Below are 14,979 nucleotides of genomic sequence, written 5' to 3'. Positions count from 1 at the left end.
TAGGCAAGCATAATTATTGTAATAGCGATCGCGCCCAAAACCAACTTAAACAAGACTAACGCACTGAGGGCGAAAAATCAAAGCTTGAGATTGCTTCACTACTTTTGCACTACTACCCCGAAACCATTAACAAGAGCGATCGCGACATCACCTAATCCAGCGCATTAGTTTATCCTCTCCTACCAAGATCGATTTTACCTTATTGCTGGTATAATTAAAATAGTCGAGCAATGGGTACTAAGCCAGACAAAACTTTACCCAACTCCCAATTCCCATCATTAATTCCTCCAGAAAGCTGTGGTTGTACAAGTATCCGATAGCACCTACGAAACGAAAACTCAGGAAATCGCCAAACAACTCCTGAGTGCTACCCAAGAAAAAAAGCGCTCCTTTTTTGGCCAATTACAAGACCAAATGCGCTGGGATGATAAATTACTAGATTGGGCGATGGCCAGTCCCGGCCTGCGAGTGCAATTATTCCGATTTATTGATTGTTTGCCTGCACTCCGTAGCAAACCAGAAATTGCCCGTCACTTGCAAGAATACCTAACAGCAGAAGAGGTAGAATTGCCAGAAGCACTTAAAAAATTGCTCAATTTTGCGAATGCAGATTCTGTTCCCGGACAACTCGCCGCGACAACAGTTGCACCTGCTGTAGAAACCCTAGCGCACAAATATATTGCTGGGGAAAATATCAAGCAAATTATCAAAACTCTAGAACGACTGCGAAAGGATAAAATGGCTTTCACAGTTGACCTTTTAGGGGAAGCAGTAATTACTGAAGCTGAAGCACAATCTTATCTAGATCGCTACTTAGAATTAATGGCAGAATTGACCAATGCAGCTAAGAATTGGTCGCCTGTAGATGCGATCGATCAAGCTGATGGTGAAACTTTGCCGCGAGTTCAGGTTTCTGTTAAGTTAACGGCATTTTATTCTCAGTTTGACCCCCTGGATGCTAAAGGAAGTCAAGAAAAAGTAAGCGATCGCATTCGCATTTTACTCCGTCGCGCTCAAGAATTGGGCGCTGCCGTTCATTTCGACATGGAACAATATGCTTATAAAGACATAACTTTAAGCATCCTCAAACAGCTATTGTTAGAAGAAGAATTTCGCAGTCGCACAGATATTGGCGTGACTATGCAAGCTTATCTGCGCGATAGTGAAGATGATTTAACTGACCTAATTTCTTGGGCAAAATTGCGCGGATTTCCCCTAACTGTGCGGTTAGTTAAAGGCGCTTACTGGGATCAGGAAACTATCTTAGCAATGCAGAAAGATTGGCCGCAACCAGTCTATAATGATAAAGCTGCTACTGACGCAAACTTCGAGCGGATGACGCAAATATTGCTGGAAAATCACGAATATTTGTATGCAGCAATCGGCAGTCACAACGTGCGATCGCAAGCAAGAGCAATTGCTATTGCGGAAACCCTAAATATCCCCCGCCGCCGCTTTGAAATGCAGGTTTTATACGGCATGGGAGATAAGTTAGCGAAGATATTAGTCGAACGCGGCTATCGAGTGCGAGTTTATTGTCCTTACGGCGATTTACTACCGGGAATGTCTTATTTAATTCGCCGTTTGTTAGAGAATACAGCTAACAGTTCATTCCTGCGCCAAAGTTCAGAAGATAGACCAATTGAAGAATTATTAGCCGCACCAGTTGCTAACGGGAAAGATGCCTTAGTTTACGATCGAGTTTTCCCCAATGTCGCCGATACTGATTATGCTGATGAAAAATTACGGGAAGCAGGACAAAAAGCTATGGAATCAGTGCGACAACAGTTAGGTAAAACCTATCTTCCTTTGATTAATGGCGAATATCAGACAACAACAGAAACAGTTAATTCTGTCAATCCTTCTAATCCCAGTGAAGTTATTGGTAAAATCGGATTGCTTTCCGAGGAACAAGCAAAACAAGCACTAAAATCAGCAAAAGATGCTTTCCCCAGTTGGCGGAAAACACCAGTTAGACAGCGTGCAGGTGTATTGCGAAAAGCCGCTGAATTAATGGAACAGCGCCGACATCAGTTATCAGGTTGGATGGTGTTTGAAGTTGGTAAACCCTTGCGAGAATGCGACGGTGAAGTTTCAGAAGCTATAGATTTTTGCCGCTACTATGCCGATGAAATGGAACGGTTAGAAGATGGTAAAAATTACGACGTTGCGGGAGAAACTAACCGCTACCAATATCAACCGCGCGGGATTTCCTTAATAATTTCTCCTTGGAATTTCCCCCTCGCAATTCCTGTGGGGATGACAGTAGCATCTCTGGTTGCTGGTAATTGTACTTTGCTCAAACCAGCGGAAGTTTCATCAGTAATTGCTGCCAAAATAGCTGAAATTTTGGTTGATGCAGGTGTGCCTCAAGGCGTATTTCAATATGTCCCTTGTCGGGGTTCGTCGGTAGGTGCTTATATGGTGAAACATCCCGACGTTCAGATGATTACTTTTACTGGTTCTCAAGAAGTCGGTTGTCGCATTTATGCCGACGCTGCGATTCTACAACCGGGACAAAAACACCTGAAGCGAGTAATCGCAGAAATGGGTGGAAAAAATGGGATCGTCGTCGATGAAAGTGCCGATTTAGATCAAGCAGTTGCAGGTGTTGTGCATTCTGCTTTTGGTTACAGCGGCCAAAAATGTTCCGCTTGTTCGCGAGTAATTGTGGTGGAATCGGTGTATAATACTTTTGTGACGCGGTTAGTAGAAGCTGCGCGATCGCTTAACATTGGCCCCGCTGAAATTCCCAGTACCCAAGTTGGCCCTGTAATTGATGCTAACGCACGCGATCGCATTCGCGAATACATCGAAAAAGGCCGCGCCGAAGCGAAAGTTGCTTTAGAGATGCCCGCACCCGATAATGGTTATTTTATCGGCCCAGTAATCTTTAGCGAAGTATCCCCCACAGCAACAATTGCCCAAGAAGAAATATTTGGCCCAGTATTATCCGTAATTCGGGCGAAAAACTTCAGCGAAGCACTAGCAATTGCTAACAGTACAAACTTCGCTTTAACCGGCGGATTATATTCTCGCACCCCTTCCCATATTGAACAGGCAAAAGCAGATTTTGAAGTCGGCAACCTGTATATAAATCGGGGAATTACTGGTGCAATTGTATCCCGGCAACCCTTTGGTGGGTTTAAGCTTTCAGGAGTGGGTTCTAAAGCAGGTGGCCCCGATTATTTACTGCAATTTCTCGAACCCCGCACTATCACAGAAAATATCCAGCGCCAAGGATTTGCACCCATAGAGGGAGTTGATTAGGTACCTCCAATAAACATTGTGAGGCAGGCATCTTGCCTGCCTTTGACTGCCGTTACATTTATCTTCATTTTTTAATATAACTTTACAATATAGCTAATTTTCCCGATTTTAGTATTAATTATTATTAAAATTCTAAAATTTTTCCTGGTTTCACCCCATACCATCCCAGCCTAAAATGACCTCTCAGCCCTTCAATATTAGGGAATAAAGACGCGATTTAGCCATTAAGGTTAGATTTTGGTCAACAACTAGCAATATTGGCTTTCAGAAGCGAGCGTAACTCTTGACAAGTTTACCGATTGGTAGTCCCGTTTACAACGGATGGGGATCGCCAAGTGTTACCTTTGCTATATCACAACTTGTTTTAGCGTGAAGCTCCTCAGCAGTTATGGCTCAAATTCTCGATCCCCTACCTTCAAACAGCTCTGGTAAGATTCTCTGCTGCTATGTGAATGCTACCAGCCAAATCCAGATTGCACGCATCACCAATATTTCCAACTGGTACTTCGAGCGAGTGGTGTTTCCAGGTCAACGCCTAGTATTTGAAGCATTACCCGCAGGACTGATGGAAATTCATACTGGGATGATGGCCAGTGCCATCTTATCAGACAAAATCCCTTGCGATCGCCTACAAATCAACGAAGGGCCCTACTCGACAATCAACCCATCCACCCAGTCTACAGGCGCAACTACTACCACTCCAACGAGGAATGCACCGCGCCCTAAATCCAGAGAAATACCAGAACCTTTACCCATGCCTGCTTTAACATTAATTGACTGAGGTTTAGTTCTGTTTTTTGGATTTATCTCAGTTTCATCCACAGGCAGGAATACTATGCAAAGATTTGATTGAAGACTTTTTAGCATTTGAGCGATGTCAGCAGACTCCAATCAACCATTACCTTTGAAAGCAGAATTCCCTGCGGTATTTCACATTTCTCCTTTAATTCGCATTACTTTGCTCAGTCTTTATGTGGCCCTGACATTGCCTTTACCTTTTTTATCAGAGGTGACAGCAGCACCAGTACCGCCAGCATTATTGTGGGTAGGTATCGGTTTGGGTGGCGTGGCGATATATGCAACTCTGAGCGAAATGGTGATATTAAACGAAGAAGAGATTCAAGTATCATATCCCAAATGGGTGCCTCGTTTTTATCGACAAGGTTGGTCGCTACCTTGGAATCAAGTAAAAGCTCTTAAACCTCGAACTACTGGTCAGGGTGGTTTAGTCTACTACTTTTTGAGCGATTCTGGTCAAGGTTATTTGTTACCAATGCGCGTGGCCGGATTTGCTAAATTGGTGCGGTTGGTGGAAGCAAAAACGGGGATCGATACAGCGGATGTCCGCCCTTTGTCGCAACCTTGGATGTATTTGATTTTGTTGGTGTGTACGGTGTTATTGTTGTTAGTTGATGTCTGGACTATTGTCAATGCAGCTTTGTGATTTTTTGCCACAGATAACCACAGATAAACCCAGATAGTTTTTAAGTTTGAGGGGTAAATTTTACTTGTAGACCGTCACGGGGATGGGGTGTTGGTACTGTAATTAGAGTTAGGTCTTGATTAGGTAAAAGTTCCCAGTTAAACTCGCGCACAATTCGCGCTGCAAATAGTTTCATTTCTAACTTAGCAAATTCTTTACCTAGACATTCTCGCAAACCGCCGCCAAAAGGTACATAGCTAAATGGTTTAGAATTTGCTGAGTGTTCCGGGTTAAAACGTTCGGGGTCAAATTTTTCTGGTTCGGGGTAAACTTGACTATCTTTATGGGTTTGATTAATCTGATAAAGAATGTTCCAACCTTCAGGAATTTGATATCCGTTGAACTCACAAGAGCGAATTACTTCCCGAAAACCGCCACCCACTGGAGGAACTAACCGCAGCACTTCTTTCATCACTTGCTCTAAGTATGGCATTTGTTTGAGCTGTTCGAGAGTTATGGGTTCGCTTGGGGGAAATTGTTGTTGTTCTTCCCTGACTTTTGCCATGATTTGGGGGTGTTTAGCTAATTCCAGGCAAAAAGATGCAATTGCAGAAGTTAGAGTTTCATGTCCAGCAAATAGTAGTAGCAAAACTTGGTCTTTCAATTCTTCTAAACTGAGGCTATTTCCTTCTTCATCTTTAGCGGCAATTAGCAAGCTTAAAGCATCTTTTCCAATCTCTGGTTCTTGCTGTCGCTGACGGATAATGTTTTCAATTTCTACTAATAGTAATTTGCGAGATTTCCAAGCGCGACCAAATTTTGTCCAAGGCAAACGTAGGGGAATTGTAAATAAACCTTCACACCAAGTTTCAAAGAAATGACCTAAGCTTGTCTGGGAACCAGAATCAAGTCCTACCAGCAATTTTGCCGCGATATCAAAAGTATAGTTTCTAAGTTCTGGATACCAAGTTAGCGTACCAATTTTTCCCCATTTTTGCAGGTATTGATGAGTGATTTCTTCCATAGCGATAGTGTAACCAGCTAGCGCTCTTGGTTGAAATGCTTGATACAATAATTTGCGGCGTTTTTGGTGGTCTGACCCTGTTTGTAAAGCTAAAGATAAAGGGCCTAAAAGTGCTTTGGTACTAGGTGGCCAGCTAACAGTAAAATATTGATTTTCATTGGTCAATATAAACATATTTGCCTCTGGGCCGTAGAGGAAAATGGTAGGCTGTCCTAAGAGGCTGGTTTTGAAGATTGGCCCGTATTGTTGGTGACGTTTTCTGGCAAATTGAGAGTCACGCAAAAAGTTTATGGTATCTCCAATTAGTGGTAAACCAAAACTACCAGGAGGTAAGGGAAGTGGGTTCATAAGAAGGGGCTAGGGGCTAGGGGCTAGGGGCTAGGGGAAGAGATGGGGGAGCAGGGGGAGCGGGGGAGCAGGGGAGAGGGGGAGATGGGGGAGGATGGGAAAGGGATAATTAACAATTAACAATTAACATTTAACAATTTTGATTAATATAGCAACCGTGAAGACGGTTAGGACACTCGCTTATGCAGGACTTACGCACCCAACCAAAGAAACCGGGTTTTTTGACGAAAATACTTCGCTTTTACCCACAGATTCTCTTAAAAACCCGGTTTCTGCGACAACCTGCGTAAGTCCTAATCGCTAATGGCTAATGGCTAATGGCTAATTACCCATCCTCCCCCATCCTCCCCCTCTTCCCCATCCTCCCTCGCTCCCCTGCTCCCCCGCTCCCCTGCTCCCCCTCTCTTCCCCTAGCCCCTAGCCCCTAGCCCCTAGCCCCTAGTTATAACTCCTACCCCGCCATTGAGTAGGCTTGTTAATAGCAGAGAGTAGAATTCGTAAAAAGGCTAAGGGATCGGCGAGAGGAGAAAGCCAAAATATCCACTTAGATTGTGCTTGCGTGCGGTCATAAGAAGGTGCGATCGCAAAGCACAAAGCCACCCTAATTGCAAGCAAAAATAGGTTTAATCCTAACAAAAATAGAGAAGGCGATGGAGACAGAGAAAAAGGTAGAGACAAAAATAAATAGCTCAATAAAATTGGTATCGGTAAGCCTTGAACTGCTAATAATAGCCACAAATCCCCCCATATTTGAGTCTGAGAAGAAGCATCTTTTAAGTCAAGCGATCGCCCCCACTCCTTCCAAGTTTCAAGGGCTCCCTCATACATCCGCACCTTCAAAACCTTCGCACCGTCCAAAAACCCGACTTTAAACCCAAGAGATGCGGCAAAACGAGCTAGGGTGACATCATCGCAAAAAGAACCTTTTGCGGCTGTATAGCCCCCTAATTGAGCTAAAACCGATCGCTTACACAAAAAACACTGACCATTTGCCATTACTCGTTCTGCTGATTCCGCCCCCGTACCCGTCGGCCCAAAACGATAAACTAAAGTCATCAACAAGGCGGGTTGCAGCCATAATTCTCCGGGATATTTAAGGATAAACTGCGGCGAAAGGGAAATTAGATCGTAACCCTCAGTAGCCGCTGTCTTGAGCAAACTGGCAATTAAACCGGGATGGGGTTGCGTATCTGCATCTATCCCTACAATCCACTCGCTACGATCGGAACTGTTCAAAAAACCTGTATGCAAGGCCCAAGGGCGGCCCACCCAGCCAGAAGGTAAGGGATCGTCGTTAATCAAGCGAAACCGAGGGTCATTTTGTCCCGTAGCTTTGACTAAATCCCCCGTTCCATCTTCGGAATAACTATCAACGACTATTACTTCCCGAAGTTCGTAACTTTGGTGAGTTAATCCCGCTAGACAAGGTGAAATGCGATCGGCTTCGTTTAAAGTCGGTACGATCGCGCTACAAGTACCTACCAAATCTGGGGTTGGTGACTGCGGTTCCAAGGGTGGATAGCGAGAGGGCCCTTTCATCAACCGCGATAAGAGAATGGCTACGGCTGGTAATTGCAGCACTAGCAGTCCGACACTGGCAATTTCGATCGATAAATCAGGGGAGGATAGGTAATGGGCGAGCGAAAGAATCAAAGATTTAGATTGGAAATTTAAGTAGTGGTTTCATATTCTACCAGGACTAGGGGAACCCAGTTTCCTCAAGAAACCGGGTTTGCGCTCTAGATTGAATCATCCTACTGGAACCCGCCAGGGGTTTCAACCCCTGGCTAATAGCTCAAGTCGTCTAAAGACGACTAAAACCGACTAAAAGATATAGCAACCTTCTTGACAGTTAGGACAGGAGCGATTGCTGGAAACCTTGATTCTATTCCCTTCTTCCCTAGTCCCTAGCCCCTAGCCCCTAGCCCCTAGCTCCTATTTATTTTCGCAATCCCACTGGCTGAGGTGCAATTTCAGCCTTGAGAGCCAATTGATCCTGATATGAGATTGTTTCAGCCGCTTCTTGAGTTTGAGGCTTGGCCATCCACGACAAAGCTATAGCCGGAACTACACCCAAAAATACGGCTAGTAATGTTGGGAACCAGAACCGGGAATCTAGGGAGGTGATGGTAATAATTGCTCCGAAGGCGAAGTTAATCAAATAAACAACTAGGGGCAAACCTAATTGCGATCGCTGCAATAGATTGGGTGTTTTCCTCCAGAAAAATGCTGCCACACTCATAAACAGTACTCCTGTACCCATCCACCCTGCCAGGTTGCGGTAGGGCATCCCAAAGAAGGCTCCCACCTCTTCAAACTCCCAGAAAGGTACGATCGTCTGGCTCATGGCTGGATCGAGGACAAAATCCCAAGATGTCAGTAGTAATGCACCAAAGGCGATCGCTGCGATTTGGCGCACCCAGTTGAGTTCGCCATCTCTACCAGCTACTCCCGCCCGGGCGATCGCGTAGGAAACTAATCCTAGATAAAACCATGACAGGGGAATTGTGAAAGGGACTAGCCCCGCAATCTTGTAGCCCAAACCACTGAGGTAGTGGTAGTGGCCGAAGGGAAAACCTGTGCTCGTTCCTAGTAACTCGCTCCCCAGCGATAAAAACACAGAGGGCAGCATAAAGCTCAAAGTCGCCCCTAGTCCTAATGTTCGATAGGCATAGAGAGCAACTGCTGCTGCACCGAAGATGATGTAGACTACTCCACCCCCAGCCATCCCCCACTGAAACAGAACTTGTCCAGCAGGTGGCAAGCTCATAATCAATTCGGGACGGGGTATCACCACCAACAACCCCGCCAGTCCAAAAGCCATTGAGACGATGTGGGCAATGAGGCAGAAACGCTCGGCAATCACAAGTTGCTTCATGGGACTCCTTGAAAAAATATCAGAGGCGCAAAGGACTCCATAATAGATAATAGTTTACAAATCTTTAAGAACAATCTACCGAGAAGTCATAGTTTCCGCAGCACCGATAAGTTTTATTAATATTCTTGTTGCTAGGGGCTAAGGGCTAGGGCGTGTTTTCAAACTCGTTGTATCCTAAAAATAGGCGATCGCAGGCAGGTGTGTTCATGAATAGAGGAGACTTAAGTACCGAACAGTGGGAAAGTATAGCCACACGGTTTTATCGGTGGCAAAAAGCCGATATCTGGAAACAAGTCTTAGAACACCTACAAGCCGATGCGGACAAACAAGGAAACCTAGACGCTTGACGTGCATTACGTTGATGGAACTGTAATTCGTGCCCACCAACACGCCGCAGGTGGAAAAAAGGGGGTGAAGAAGAGGAGAAACTAGGTCGTTCTCGCGGAGGCTTTAGCACAAAAATACACATACGTTGTGAGGGTAAAGGTAAACCGATAACTTTTCTTCTCACTCCCGGTCAACTTATGAAGTCAATATTTTTAGAACAATTGATGGAACAAGGAGCAGTCAAACGTTCTGGGCGAGGTCGTCCCCGTATCCGTCCTTCAAGAGTGGTAGGGGACAAAGGCTACACAGGTCGTCGTATCCGTAGTTATTTCACAGAGCCGAGGTATCCGTTTTACCATCCCACGACTGTCAAATGAACTGCGTCGCGGTCTATTTAGCCGTGAAATCTACCGTCAACGCAACATTGTTGAACGTGCTATCAACCGACTCAAGCAATGGAGACGTATTGCTACACGATATGAGAAACTTGCTACAAATTATACCGCCATGATAATGCAGTTTAGATGTCGAACAGCTTATAAGTATGATTGGGGGTTGATAAATGTTGTGGAAGTTCGACAATAAGGTAAGGCAAATAGGTTTGCTTATATCCGATCTCAACCCTCAGTTTCCCCGCTTGTATCTTCTTCTAGAACAAATGAAACAAATGCTGTTTTTTCAGGTAAGTGAGTGGTAATAAATTCTCTAGTAAGCTTGGCGCTAACTTTTACATTTGTTATTTCACTCAAATCTAATGAACTTGGGTCTTCAGCAATTCGATCGCCGATATATAGCAATCCTATAATGAATCGTAAATTTTTTACCCCACCCCAACCCTCCCCTTGCTAAGGGGAGGGAGTAAGAAATTCACAAATGATTTAGGATTGCTATAGTACCAAATATCTACACCTAGAATTAAAATCCCCCTCTGTTCCAACTCATCAGCAAGACGAAGTGCATCTGTCGGACGCAACAGCAGTTCGTCAGCTTTAACCATGCCAAGAGTATGATATTTGTCTATTACTTTTTTAAGAGTTTCTAGCATCTTTAGAAATTCTCTATATTGTCGATCGCTGGCAACATAGAATATGCCGATCGCATCTCGTGCAATTTACAGTTTGCAGTACATCCGCTGATGTGCTTGGAGTTGGCGATCGCCTCCTGATGAGAACACTCAATTAATGAATCGCTGCTAATATGCTATTGTTCCCTTGGTAACTGCGCTAACTCAGTATATTAGTAGGAGTATAAAAAATGACGAAATTACGGATAGGACTGTTATTTGGCGGGCGTTCTGGGGAACACGAAGTCTCAATTAGTTCCGCAAGGGCGATCGCGCGTGCGATCGCTTCCGACCAAAATGCCAGTAAATACGAAGTTCTACCCTTTTACATCCAAAAAGATGGTCGCTGGTTAGCAGGAACAGTGCCTCAACAAGTCTTAGAAACCGGAAAACCCCTACAATTAGAGGGGGAAGAGGCGATCGCCAATTTAGGGGAAAATTTAATTCTCACTCCTCAATCCCCAATTGCCTATGGTCAATTCCCAAGGCCCGATATTGTCGATGTTTGGTTCCCCGTCTTACATGGGCCAAACGGTGAAGACGGTACTGTACAAGGGTTGCTGAAATTAATGCAAGTACCTTTTGTCGGTTCTGGGGTTTTGGGATCGGCAATGGGGATGGATAAAATTGCGATGAAAATGGTATTTGCCCAAGCTGGTTTACCGCAAGTTAAATATACTGCTGTCACGCGATCGCAAGTTTGGTCTAATCCTTGCATTTTCCCCAAATTATGCGACCAAATCGAAGAAAATTTAGGCTATCCCTGCTTTGTGAAACCAGCGAATTTAGGTTCCTCAGTAGGAATTTCTAAAGTGCGATCGCGCCCAGAACTTGAAACCGCCCTCGACAGCGCCGCTAGTTACGATCGCCGCATAATTGTTGAAGCAGGAGTAGTTGCTAGAGAATTAGAATGCGCCGTCTTAGGCAACGATCGACCTCAAGCCTCTATAGTTGGGGAAATTACTTATAAAAGTGATTTCTATGACTACGAAACTAAATACGCACATGGGCAAGCAGATCTATTTATTCCCGCAAAAGTCAGCGATGCGATCGCCTCTCAAATTCAATCAATGGCGATCGAAGCATTTTTAGCCCTTGACTGTGCTGGTTTAGCGCGAGTAGACTTCTTCTATGTCGAATCTACAGGCCAAGTTCTAATTAATGAAATTAATACCCTCCCCGGATTCACAGCTACCAGTATGTATCCTCAACTTTGGGCAGCTTCGGGCATCTCCTTCGCCGAATTAGTAGACCGCTTAATTCAATTAGCACTAGAACGGCATACTGAAAAGTTTTGATAAGTAAATCCACTGAATTAAACATAAGATACTGATGGCTAAAAAGTTGGCTGTATAAACCTTCTTCGTTCTTCGTTCTTCCTTCTTCCTTCTTCCTTCTACTTAACGCGATTCAGGAGCCAGAATTCAGGAAAAAGCTTCAGTTGGACACAATTAAATATCTAATGACAATAGCAAAAAATCACACTGTCAATTCTGTTTTCCCTGCTGCTAATACCTTAGCCTTCTAGTTAATAGGCTTTTCCGATTAGCAGTTAAAATTCTTAATTCTGAATTCTTGCTCCTGACTTACATGAAACCTGTAAATCAACTGCCGCGATCGTGGATATGGGGATTATTATTTCCCCTAGTGGTACTCAATTCGTGGTTACTGCTCCTAGTCTTTGAATATTTTCGCTCCTTGATCACCGTTTTTGTAACAGCAACCGTACTCTCTTTTTTACTAGATTATCCCGTACATTTCCTGCGACGCTACGGCGTGAAGCGGCAGCAAGCAGTTGTATTAGTATTATGTCTGTTTTTACTAATATTAGTGGTATTGGCTGTCACCCTTGCTCCTATTATTCTCGGTCAATTAAATGAGCTTGTCACCCGCCTACCCAGTTGGATAAATTCTGGTGCTGAACAGTTTGAGACTCTCCATAATTGGGCTAAAAACCGCAACCTTCCTATCGATCTCCGGGGTTTTGCTAAGCAATTGAGCGAGCGTTTTTCTACTCAACTACAGTCAATTATTGGTCAAATTTTAACTGTTGTATTAGGCGCAGCCGGGAGTCTCTTAGACTTAATGATCACAGTAGTTCTGACATTTTACTTACTACTGCACGGTCAGCGTTTATGGGATGGTTTGTTTCAGTGGTTTCCCCCTGAATTGGGCAGTCAAATCCGTGAGTCTTTACGCCGTAACTTTCAAAATTATTTCATTGGACAGGCTACTTTGGCAACTTTTATGGGTTTATCAATGACAGTAGCCTTTCTAATTTTGCAGGTTCCTTTTGGCTTATTATTTGGCTTAGCAGTAGGCATAATGACCCTAATTCCCTTGGGCGCAGGCTTGAGTATCAGCATCGTTAGTTTATTGATGGCTTTGAACAACTTTTGGCTAGGGATGAAGGTTTTAGCTGTGGCGACAGTACTTGACCAAGTAATTGAAAATGGGATTGCTCCGCGCCTTTTAGGAGGTTTTACTGGACTCAACCCTGTTTGGATTTTTATCTCGCTATTAATAGCAACTAAAGTCGGAGGATTAATTGGTTTATTAGTAGCGGTTCCGATCGCAGGTTTTATTAAAAGCACAGTCGAAAATCTGCGAACTTCGCCAACAAGTTTAGAATCTACAATTGAAGAGCTAGAATAAAGTGATAAAATAAATTAAGACTGACACAGTTATTAATATTCTAGGATATAATCAAATTAATTCCTTGTAGTATATCGGTTTTAAATATGGCTCATCTAAATTTGCGCCGTCCCGAAAATACCAATGGTAATTTTTATGTCGATACTACCTGTATTGACTGCGATACCTGTCGGTGGATGGCACCAGAAATATTTCACCAAACTGGAGAACAGTCTGCGGTTTACCACCAGCCAGCTAATGAGGTTGAAAAAGAGCGATCGCTTCAGGCCTTATTATCTTGCCCTACCAGTTCTATCGGTACTGTTGAGAAACCGAAAAATATCAAAGATATTCAGCATAGTTTCCCTCTGCTAATAGCAGAGAATATTTATCATTGCGGCTATCACTCCGAGAAATCCTACGGCGCAGCCAGCTATTTAATTGTCCGGCCCGAAGGCAATGTTTTGGTTGATTCTCCTCGTTTCTCTCCGCCGTTAGTCAAGCAGATAGAAGCAATGGGCGACATTCGCTATATGTATCTGACTCATCAAGACGATGTGGCAGATCATCAAAAGTATCGCGACCATTTTGGCTGCGATCGCATCCTCCATACAGACGAAATTACCACTGATACTCGCGATGTAGAAATTAAACTATCTGGCGGCGAACCCTACCAATTAGCAACTGATTTGTTAATTATTCCTGTTCCCGGTCATACGAAAGGTCACACAGTTTTACTCTACAACAACAAATATTTATTTAGTGGCGATCATCTCGCCTGGTCTGATGAACTTAAGCAGTTGTTAGCCTTTCCCCGCGTTTGTTGGTATTCCTGGCCCGAACAGGTGAAATCTATGCAAAAATTAGCTAATTATTCCTTTGAATGGGTTTTGCCGGGACATGGACGCAGATATCATGCCGATAGAGAAACTATGGGTAAACAGATGCAGCAATGTATTACTTGGATGGAAGGATATAAACTTCGTTAACAGTTAATACCAAATCCGGGTCGATCCTCAGCAGACAATGTTTCATTTCTTGAAAAGCTAATGTTCGTGGCTTCCTGTATTCTGGAAGTTGCGATCGCCTTGATATCCAGACAAATCAGCTAACTCCTGCAAAGATTTCTCTCCTCGGTATAATTTGCCGTTGATTTCCCAACTAGGAAAACCTTCAATTTTAGCAGCTTCGCAGAGATCGAGCCGAGCCTTTATGCTCTCGGAGTTGCATTCGATATAATTTAACTTACCAGCAGCTTCCTTACCAAATAGTTCCTTCTGATTATGACAGTGTTCGCAGGTAAATGAACCGTACATTTTCGCTTTTACTTTCTGAAGATGCTTGACTAGGGCAGTTTCCGAAGCACCAGAGGAGGTTGTAATTGCATAACCTTCAGCAGTAGCAGTGCCGGGATTACTCACGCTGGTATAAAGACCAACTGAAGTAATTAGCACCACCATTCCTACCAAAATTCCGCTCAAAAATAGCTGCCCAATGTCCTCCCAATCCCGACCAATTATTGATAGGAAAAATAGGCTAATCGAAAAGAGAGCAGAGGCAATACAGTAAATACAATCAGCTTGAATTTCAAAAGCTAGGAGGTACATCAGGTAGCCGCTGAAAATCATCATGGCTGTCCCACCTGCAAATAGCAAAAGCCCCGTCCAATTGTCTAATTTTAATCTAAGTTTTTTCTGCTCCGATCCATTGACTAATAAGGGAGCTACAGCAAAAGCTATCATGCTTGCATAACCCAAAAAACCAAACAAAGAAAGGGGCAAATCAAAAATTGTTGCATAAGGGCTGGAAAGAACTACATCACAGCCGCTAGTTGGGCAAGCTGCTGTTTCCTGGCTAAACTTTACCGCTGTTAAGTAAGCAGTTATGGCAGCTCCTACAGTAGCGATTCCTGCCATAATTAGACGCGACCATTTATGAATCCAAGGCGTTGAACGTGCGTGTTTCATAAAATTATCTCCAATAGATGTTCGATGGTAATGGGGGCTGGCAAA

14 protein-coding genes and 1 pseudogene are annotated in these 14,979 nt (G+C 43.9%); 10 read left to right on the top strand and 5 right to left on the bottom strand.

Annotated elements, in window-relative coordinates:
• Window positions 1-297 precede the first annotated feature (297 nt).
• The 3 genes from pruA (at window position 298) to OSCIL6407_RS0102730 (ending at window position 4,714) form a co-directional block, all read left to right on the top strand.
• Entirely contained in the window at window positions 298-3,270 is a 2,973-nt protein-coding gene (gene pruA / locus OSCIL6407_RS0102740; RefSeq protein WP_007354627.1) for an L-glutamate gamma-semialdehyde dehydrogenase, read from the top strand.
• Window positions 3,271-3,658: 388 nt separating this feature from the next.
• Window positions 3,659-4,051, top strand: coding sequence for a DUF1830 domain-containing protein (locus tag OSCIL6407_RS0102735; RefSeq protein ID WP_007354626.1), 393 nt, complete (start codon window positions 3,659-3,661; stop codon window positions 4,049-4,051).
• Between the two features lie 93 nt (window positions 4,052-4,144).
• Entirely contained in the window at window positions 4,145-4,714 is a 570-nt protein-coding gene (locus OSCIL6407_RS0102730) for a hypothetical protein (protein ID WP_007354624.1), read from the top strand.
• Window positions 4,715-4,754: 40 nt separating this feature from the next.
• Here the strand turns inward: OSCIL6407_RS0102730 and OSCIL6407_RS0102725 are convergent, their stop codons facing one another.
• The 3 genes from OSCIL6407_RS0102725 to cruF all read right to left on the bottom strand — a co-directional run bounded on the left by OSCIL6407_RS0102725 (window position 4,755) and on the right by cruF (window position 8,943).
• Window positions 4,755-6,065, bottom strand: coding sequence for a cytochrome P450 (locus OSCIL6407_RS0102725; protein WP_007354623.1), 1,311 nt, complete (start codon window positions 6,063-6,065; stop codon window positions 4,755-4,757).
• A gap of 438 nt (window positions 6,066-6,503) precedes the next feature.
• Window positions 6,504-7,718, bottom strand: a complete 1,215-nt coding sequence (gene cruG / locus OSCIL6407_RS0102720) for a 2'-O-glycosyltransferase CruG (RefSeq protein WP_007355921.1) — start codon at window positions 7,716-7,718, stop codon at window positions 6,504-6,506.
• A gap of 286 nt (window positions 7,719-8,004) precedes the next feature.
• Complete coding sequence (gene cruF / locus OSCIL6407_RS0102715; RefSeq protein ID WP_007355922.1) at window positions 8,005-8,943, bottom strand: gamma-carotene 1'-hydroxylase CruF; 939 nt, start codon at window positions 8,941-8,943, stop codon at window positions 8,005-8,007.
• A 206-nt stretch (window positions 8,944-9,149) separates the two neighbouring features.
• Between cruF and OSCIL6407_RS38050 the strand changes: the two genes are divergently transcribed.
• From OSCIL6407_RS38050 to OSCIL6407_RS38040, 4 genes and pseudogenes are all read left to right on the top strand, one after another.
• Entirely contained in the window at window positions 9,150-9,290 is a 141-nt protein-coding gene (locus OSCIL6407_RS38050) for a hypothetical protein (protein ID WP_007355923.1), read from the top strand.
• A gap of 10 nt (window positions 9,291-9,300) precedes the next feature.
• Window positions 9,301-9,464 (top strand): annotated as a pseudogene (locus OSCIL6407_RS38265) (IS5/IS1182 family transposase); the annotation flags it as partial.
• A gap of 3 nt (window positions 9,465-9,467) precedes the next feature.
• On the top strand, window positions 9,468-9,647 hold the full coding sequence (locus OSCIL6407_RS38045) for a hypothetical protein (RefSeq protein WP_007355924.1): 180 nt from the start codon (window positions 9,468-9,470) through the stop codon (window positions 9,645-9,647).
• Window positions 9,598-9,855: a transposase gene (locus OSCIL6407_RS38040; RefSeq protein ID WP_407635872.1), complete on the top strand. Its 258-nt coding sequence runs from the start codon at window positions 9,598-9,600 to the stop codon at window positions 9,853-9,855. Before OSCIL6407_RS38045 ends, OSCIL6407_RS38040 begins: the two co-directional genes overlap by 50 nt.
• Before the next feature lie 235 nt (window positions 9,856-10,090).
• On the opposite strand, the gene OSCIL6407_RS0102700 is transcribed toward OSCIL6407_RS38040, so the two are convergent.
• Window positions 10,091-10,315, bottom strand: a complete 225-nt coding sequence (locus tag OSCIL6407_RS0102700; protein WP_007355926.1) for a hypothetical protein — start codon at window positions 10,313-10,315, stop codon at window positions 10,091-10,093.
• Between the two features lie 209 nt (window positions 10,316-10,524).
• Here OSCIL6407_RS0102700 and OSCIL6407_RS0102695 point away from each other — a divergent pair, with 209 nt between their 5' ends.
• The 3 genes from OSCIL6407_RS0102695 (at window position 10,525) to OSCIL6407_RS0102685 (ending at window position 13,956) form a co-directional block, all read left to right on the top strand.
• Window positions 10,525-11,631 carry a D-alanine--D-alanine ligase family protein gene (locus OSCIL6407_RS0102695; protein ID WP_007355927.1) on the top strand — a complete coding sequence of 369 codons (1,107 nt, stop codon included), beginning with the start codon at window positions 10,525-10,527 and terminating at the stop codon, window positions 11,629-11,631.
• Between the two features lie 292 nt (window positions 11,632-11,923).
• The gene (locus tag OSCIL6407_RS0102690) at window positions 11,924-12,988 is read left to right on the top strand and encodes an AI-2E family transporter (RefSeq protein ID WP_007355928.1); all 1,065 of its coding nucleotides are present in this window, start codon (window positions 11,924-11,926) and stop codon (window positions 12,986-12,988) included.
• Window positions 12,989-13,074: 86 nt separating this feature from the next.
• The gene (locus tag OSCIL6407_RS0102685) at window positions 13,075-13,956 is read left to right on the top strand and encodes an MBL fold metallo-hydrolase (RefSeq protein WP_007355929.1); all 882 of its coding nucleotides are present in this window, start codon (window positions 13,075-13,077) and stop codon (window positions 13,954-13,956) included.
• 57 nt (window positions 13,957-14,013) lie between these two features.
• Here OSCIL6407_RS0102685 and OSCIL6407_RS0102680 read toward each other — a convergent pair whose 3' ends face one another.
• Window positions 14,014-14,934 (bottom strand): vitamin K epoxide reductase family protein, encoded by a 921-nt coding sequence (locus tag OSCIL6407_RS0102680; RefSeq protein WP_007355930.1) that lies wholly within the window; start codon window positions 14,932-14,934, stop codon window positions 14,014-14,016.
• Between the last annotated feature and the right edge of the window lie 45 nt (window positions 14,935-14,979).

This window comes from Kamptonema formosum PCC 6407 (assembly GCF_000332155.1).
GTDB classification, from domain to species: domain Bacteria; phylum Cyanobacteriota; class Cyanobacteriia; order Cyanobacteriales; family Microcoleaceae; genus Kamptonema; species Kamptonema formosum.
The sequence above is the reverse complement of the archived record's forward strand: the minus strand, read 5'-3'. Positions and strand labels throughout refer to the sequence as shown.

Coding starts and splice junctions, on each gene's coding strand:
- OSCIL6407_RS38045 (WP_007355924.1), top strand. CDS start 9,468: ATGAAGTCAATATTTTTAGAACAATTGATGGAACAAGGAGCAGTCAAA.
- OSCIL6407_RS0102730 (WP_007354624.1), top strand. CDS start 4,145: ATGTCAGCAGACTCCAATCAACCATTACCTTTGAAAGCAGAATTCCCT.
- OSCIL6407_RS0102700 (WP_007355926.1), bottom strand. CDS start 10,315: ATGCTAGAAACTCTTAAAAAAGTAATAGACAAATATCATACTCTTGGC.
- OSCIL6407_RS0102685 (WP_007355929.1), top strand. CDS start 13,075: ATGGCTCATCTAAATTTGCGCCGTCCCGAAAATACCAATGGTAATTTT.
- OSCIL6407_RS0102690 (WP_007355928.1), top strand. CDS start 11,924: ATGAAACCTGTAAATCAACTGCCGCGATCGTGGATATGGGGATTATTA.
- OSCIL6407_RS0102680 (WP_007355930.1), bottom strand. CDS start 14,934: ATGAAACACGCACGTTCAACGCCTTGGATTCATAAATGGTCGCGTCTA.
- cruF (WP_007355922.1), bottom strand. CDS start 8,943: ATGAAGCAACTTGTGATTGCCGAGCGTTTCTGCCTCATTGCCCACATC.
- OSCIL6407_RS0102695 (WP_007355927.1), top strand. CDS start 10,525: ATGACGAAATTACGGATAGGACTGTTATTTGGCGGGCGTTCTGGGGAA.
- OSCIL6407_RS0102725 (WP_007354623.1), bottom strand. CDS start 6,065: ATGAACCCACTTCCCTTACCTCCTGGTAGTTTTGGTTTACCACTAATT.
- OSCIL6407_RS0102735 (WP_007354626.1), top strand. CDS start 3,659: ATGGCTCAAATTCTCGATCCCCTACCTTCAAACAGCTCTGGTAAGATT.
- OSCIL6407_RS38050 (WP_007355923.1), top strand. CDS start 9,150: ATGAATAGAGGAGACTTAAGTACCGAACAGTGGGAAAGTATAGCCACA.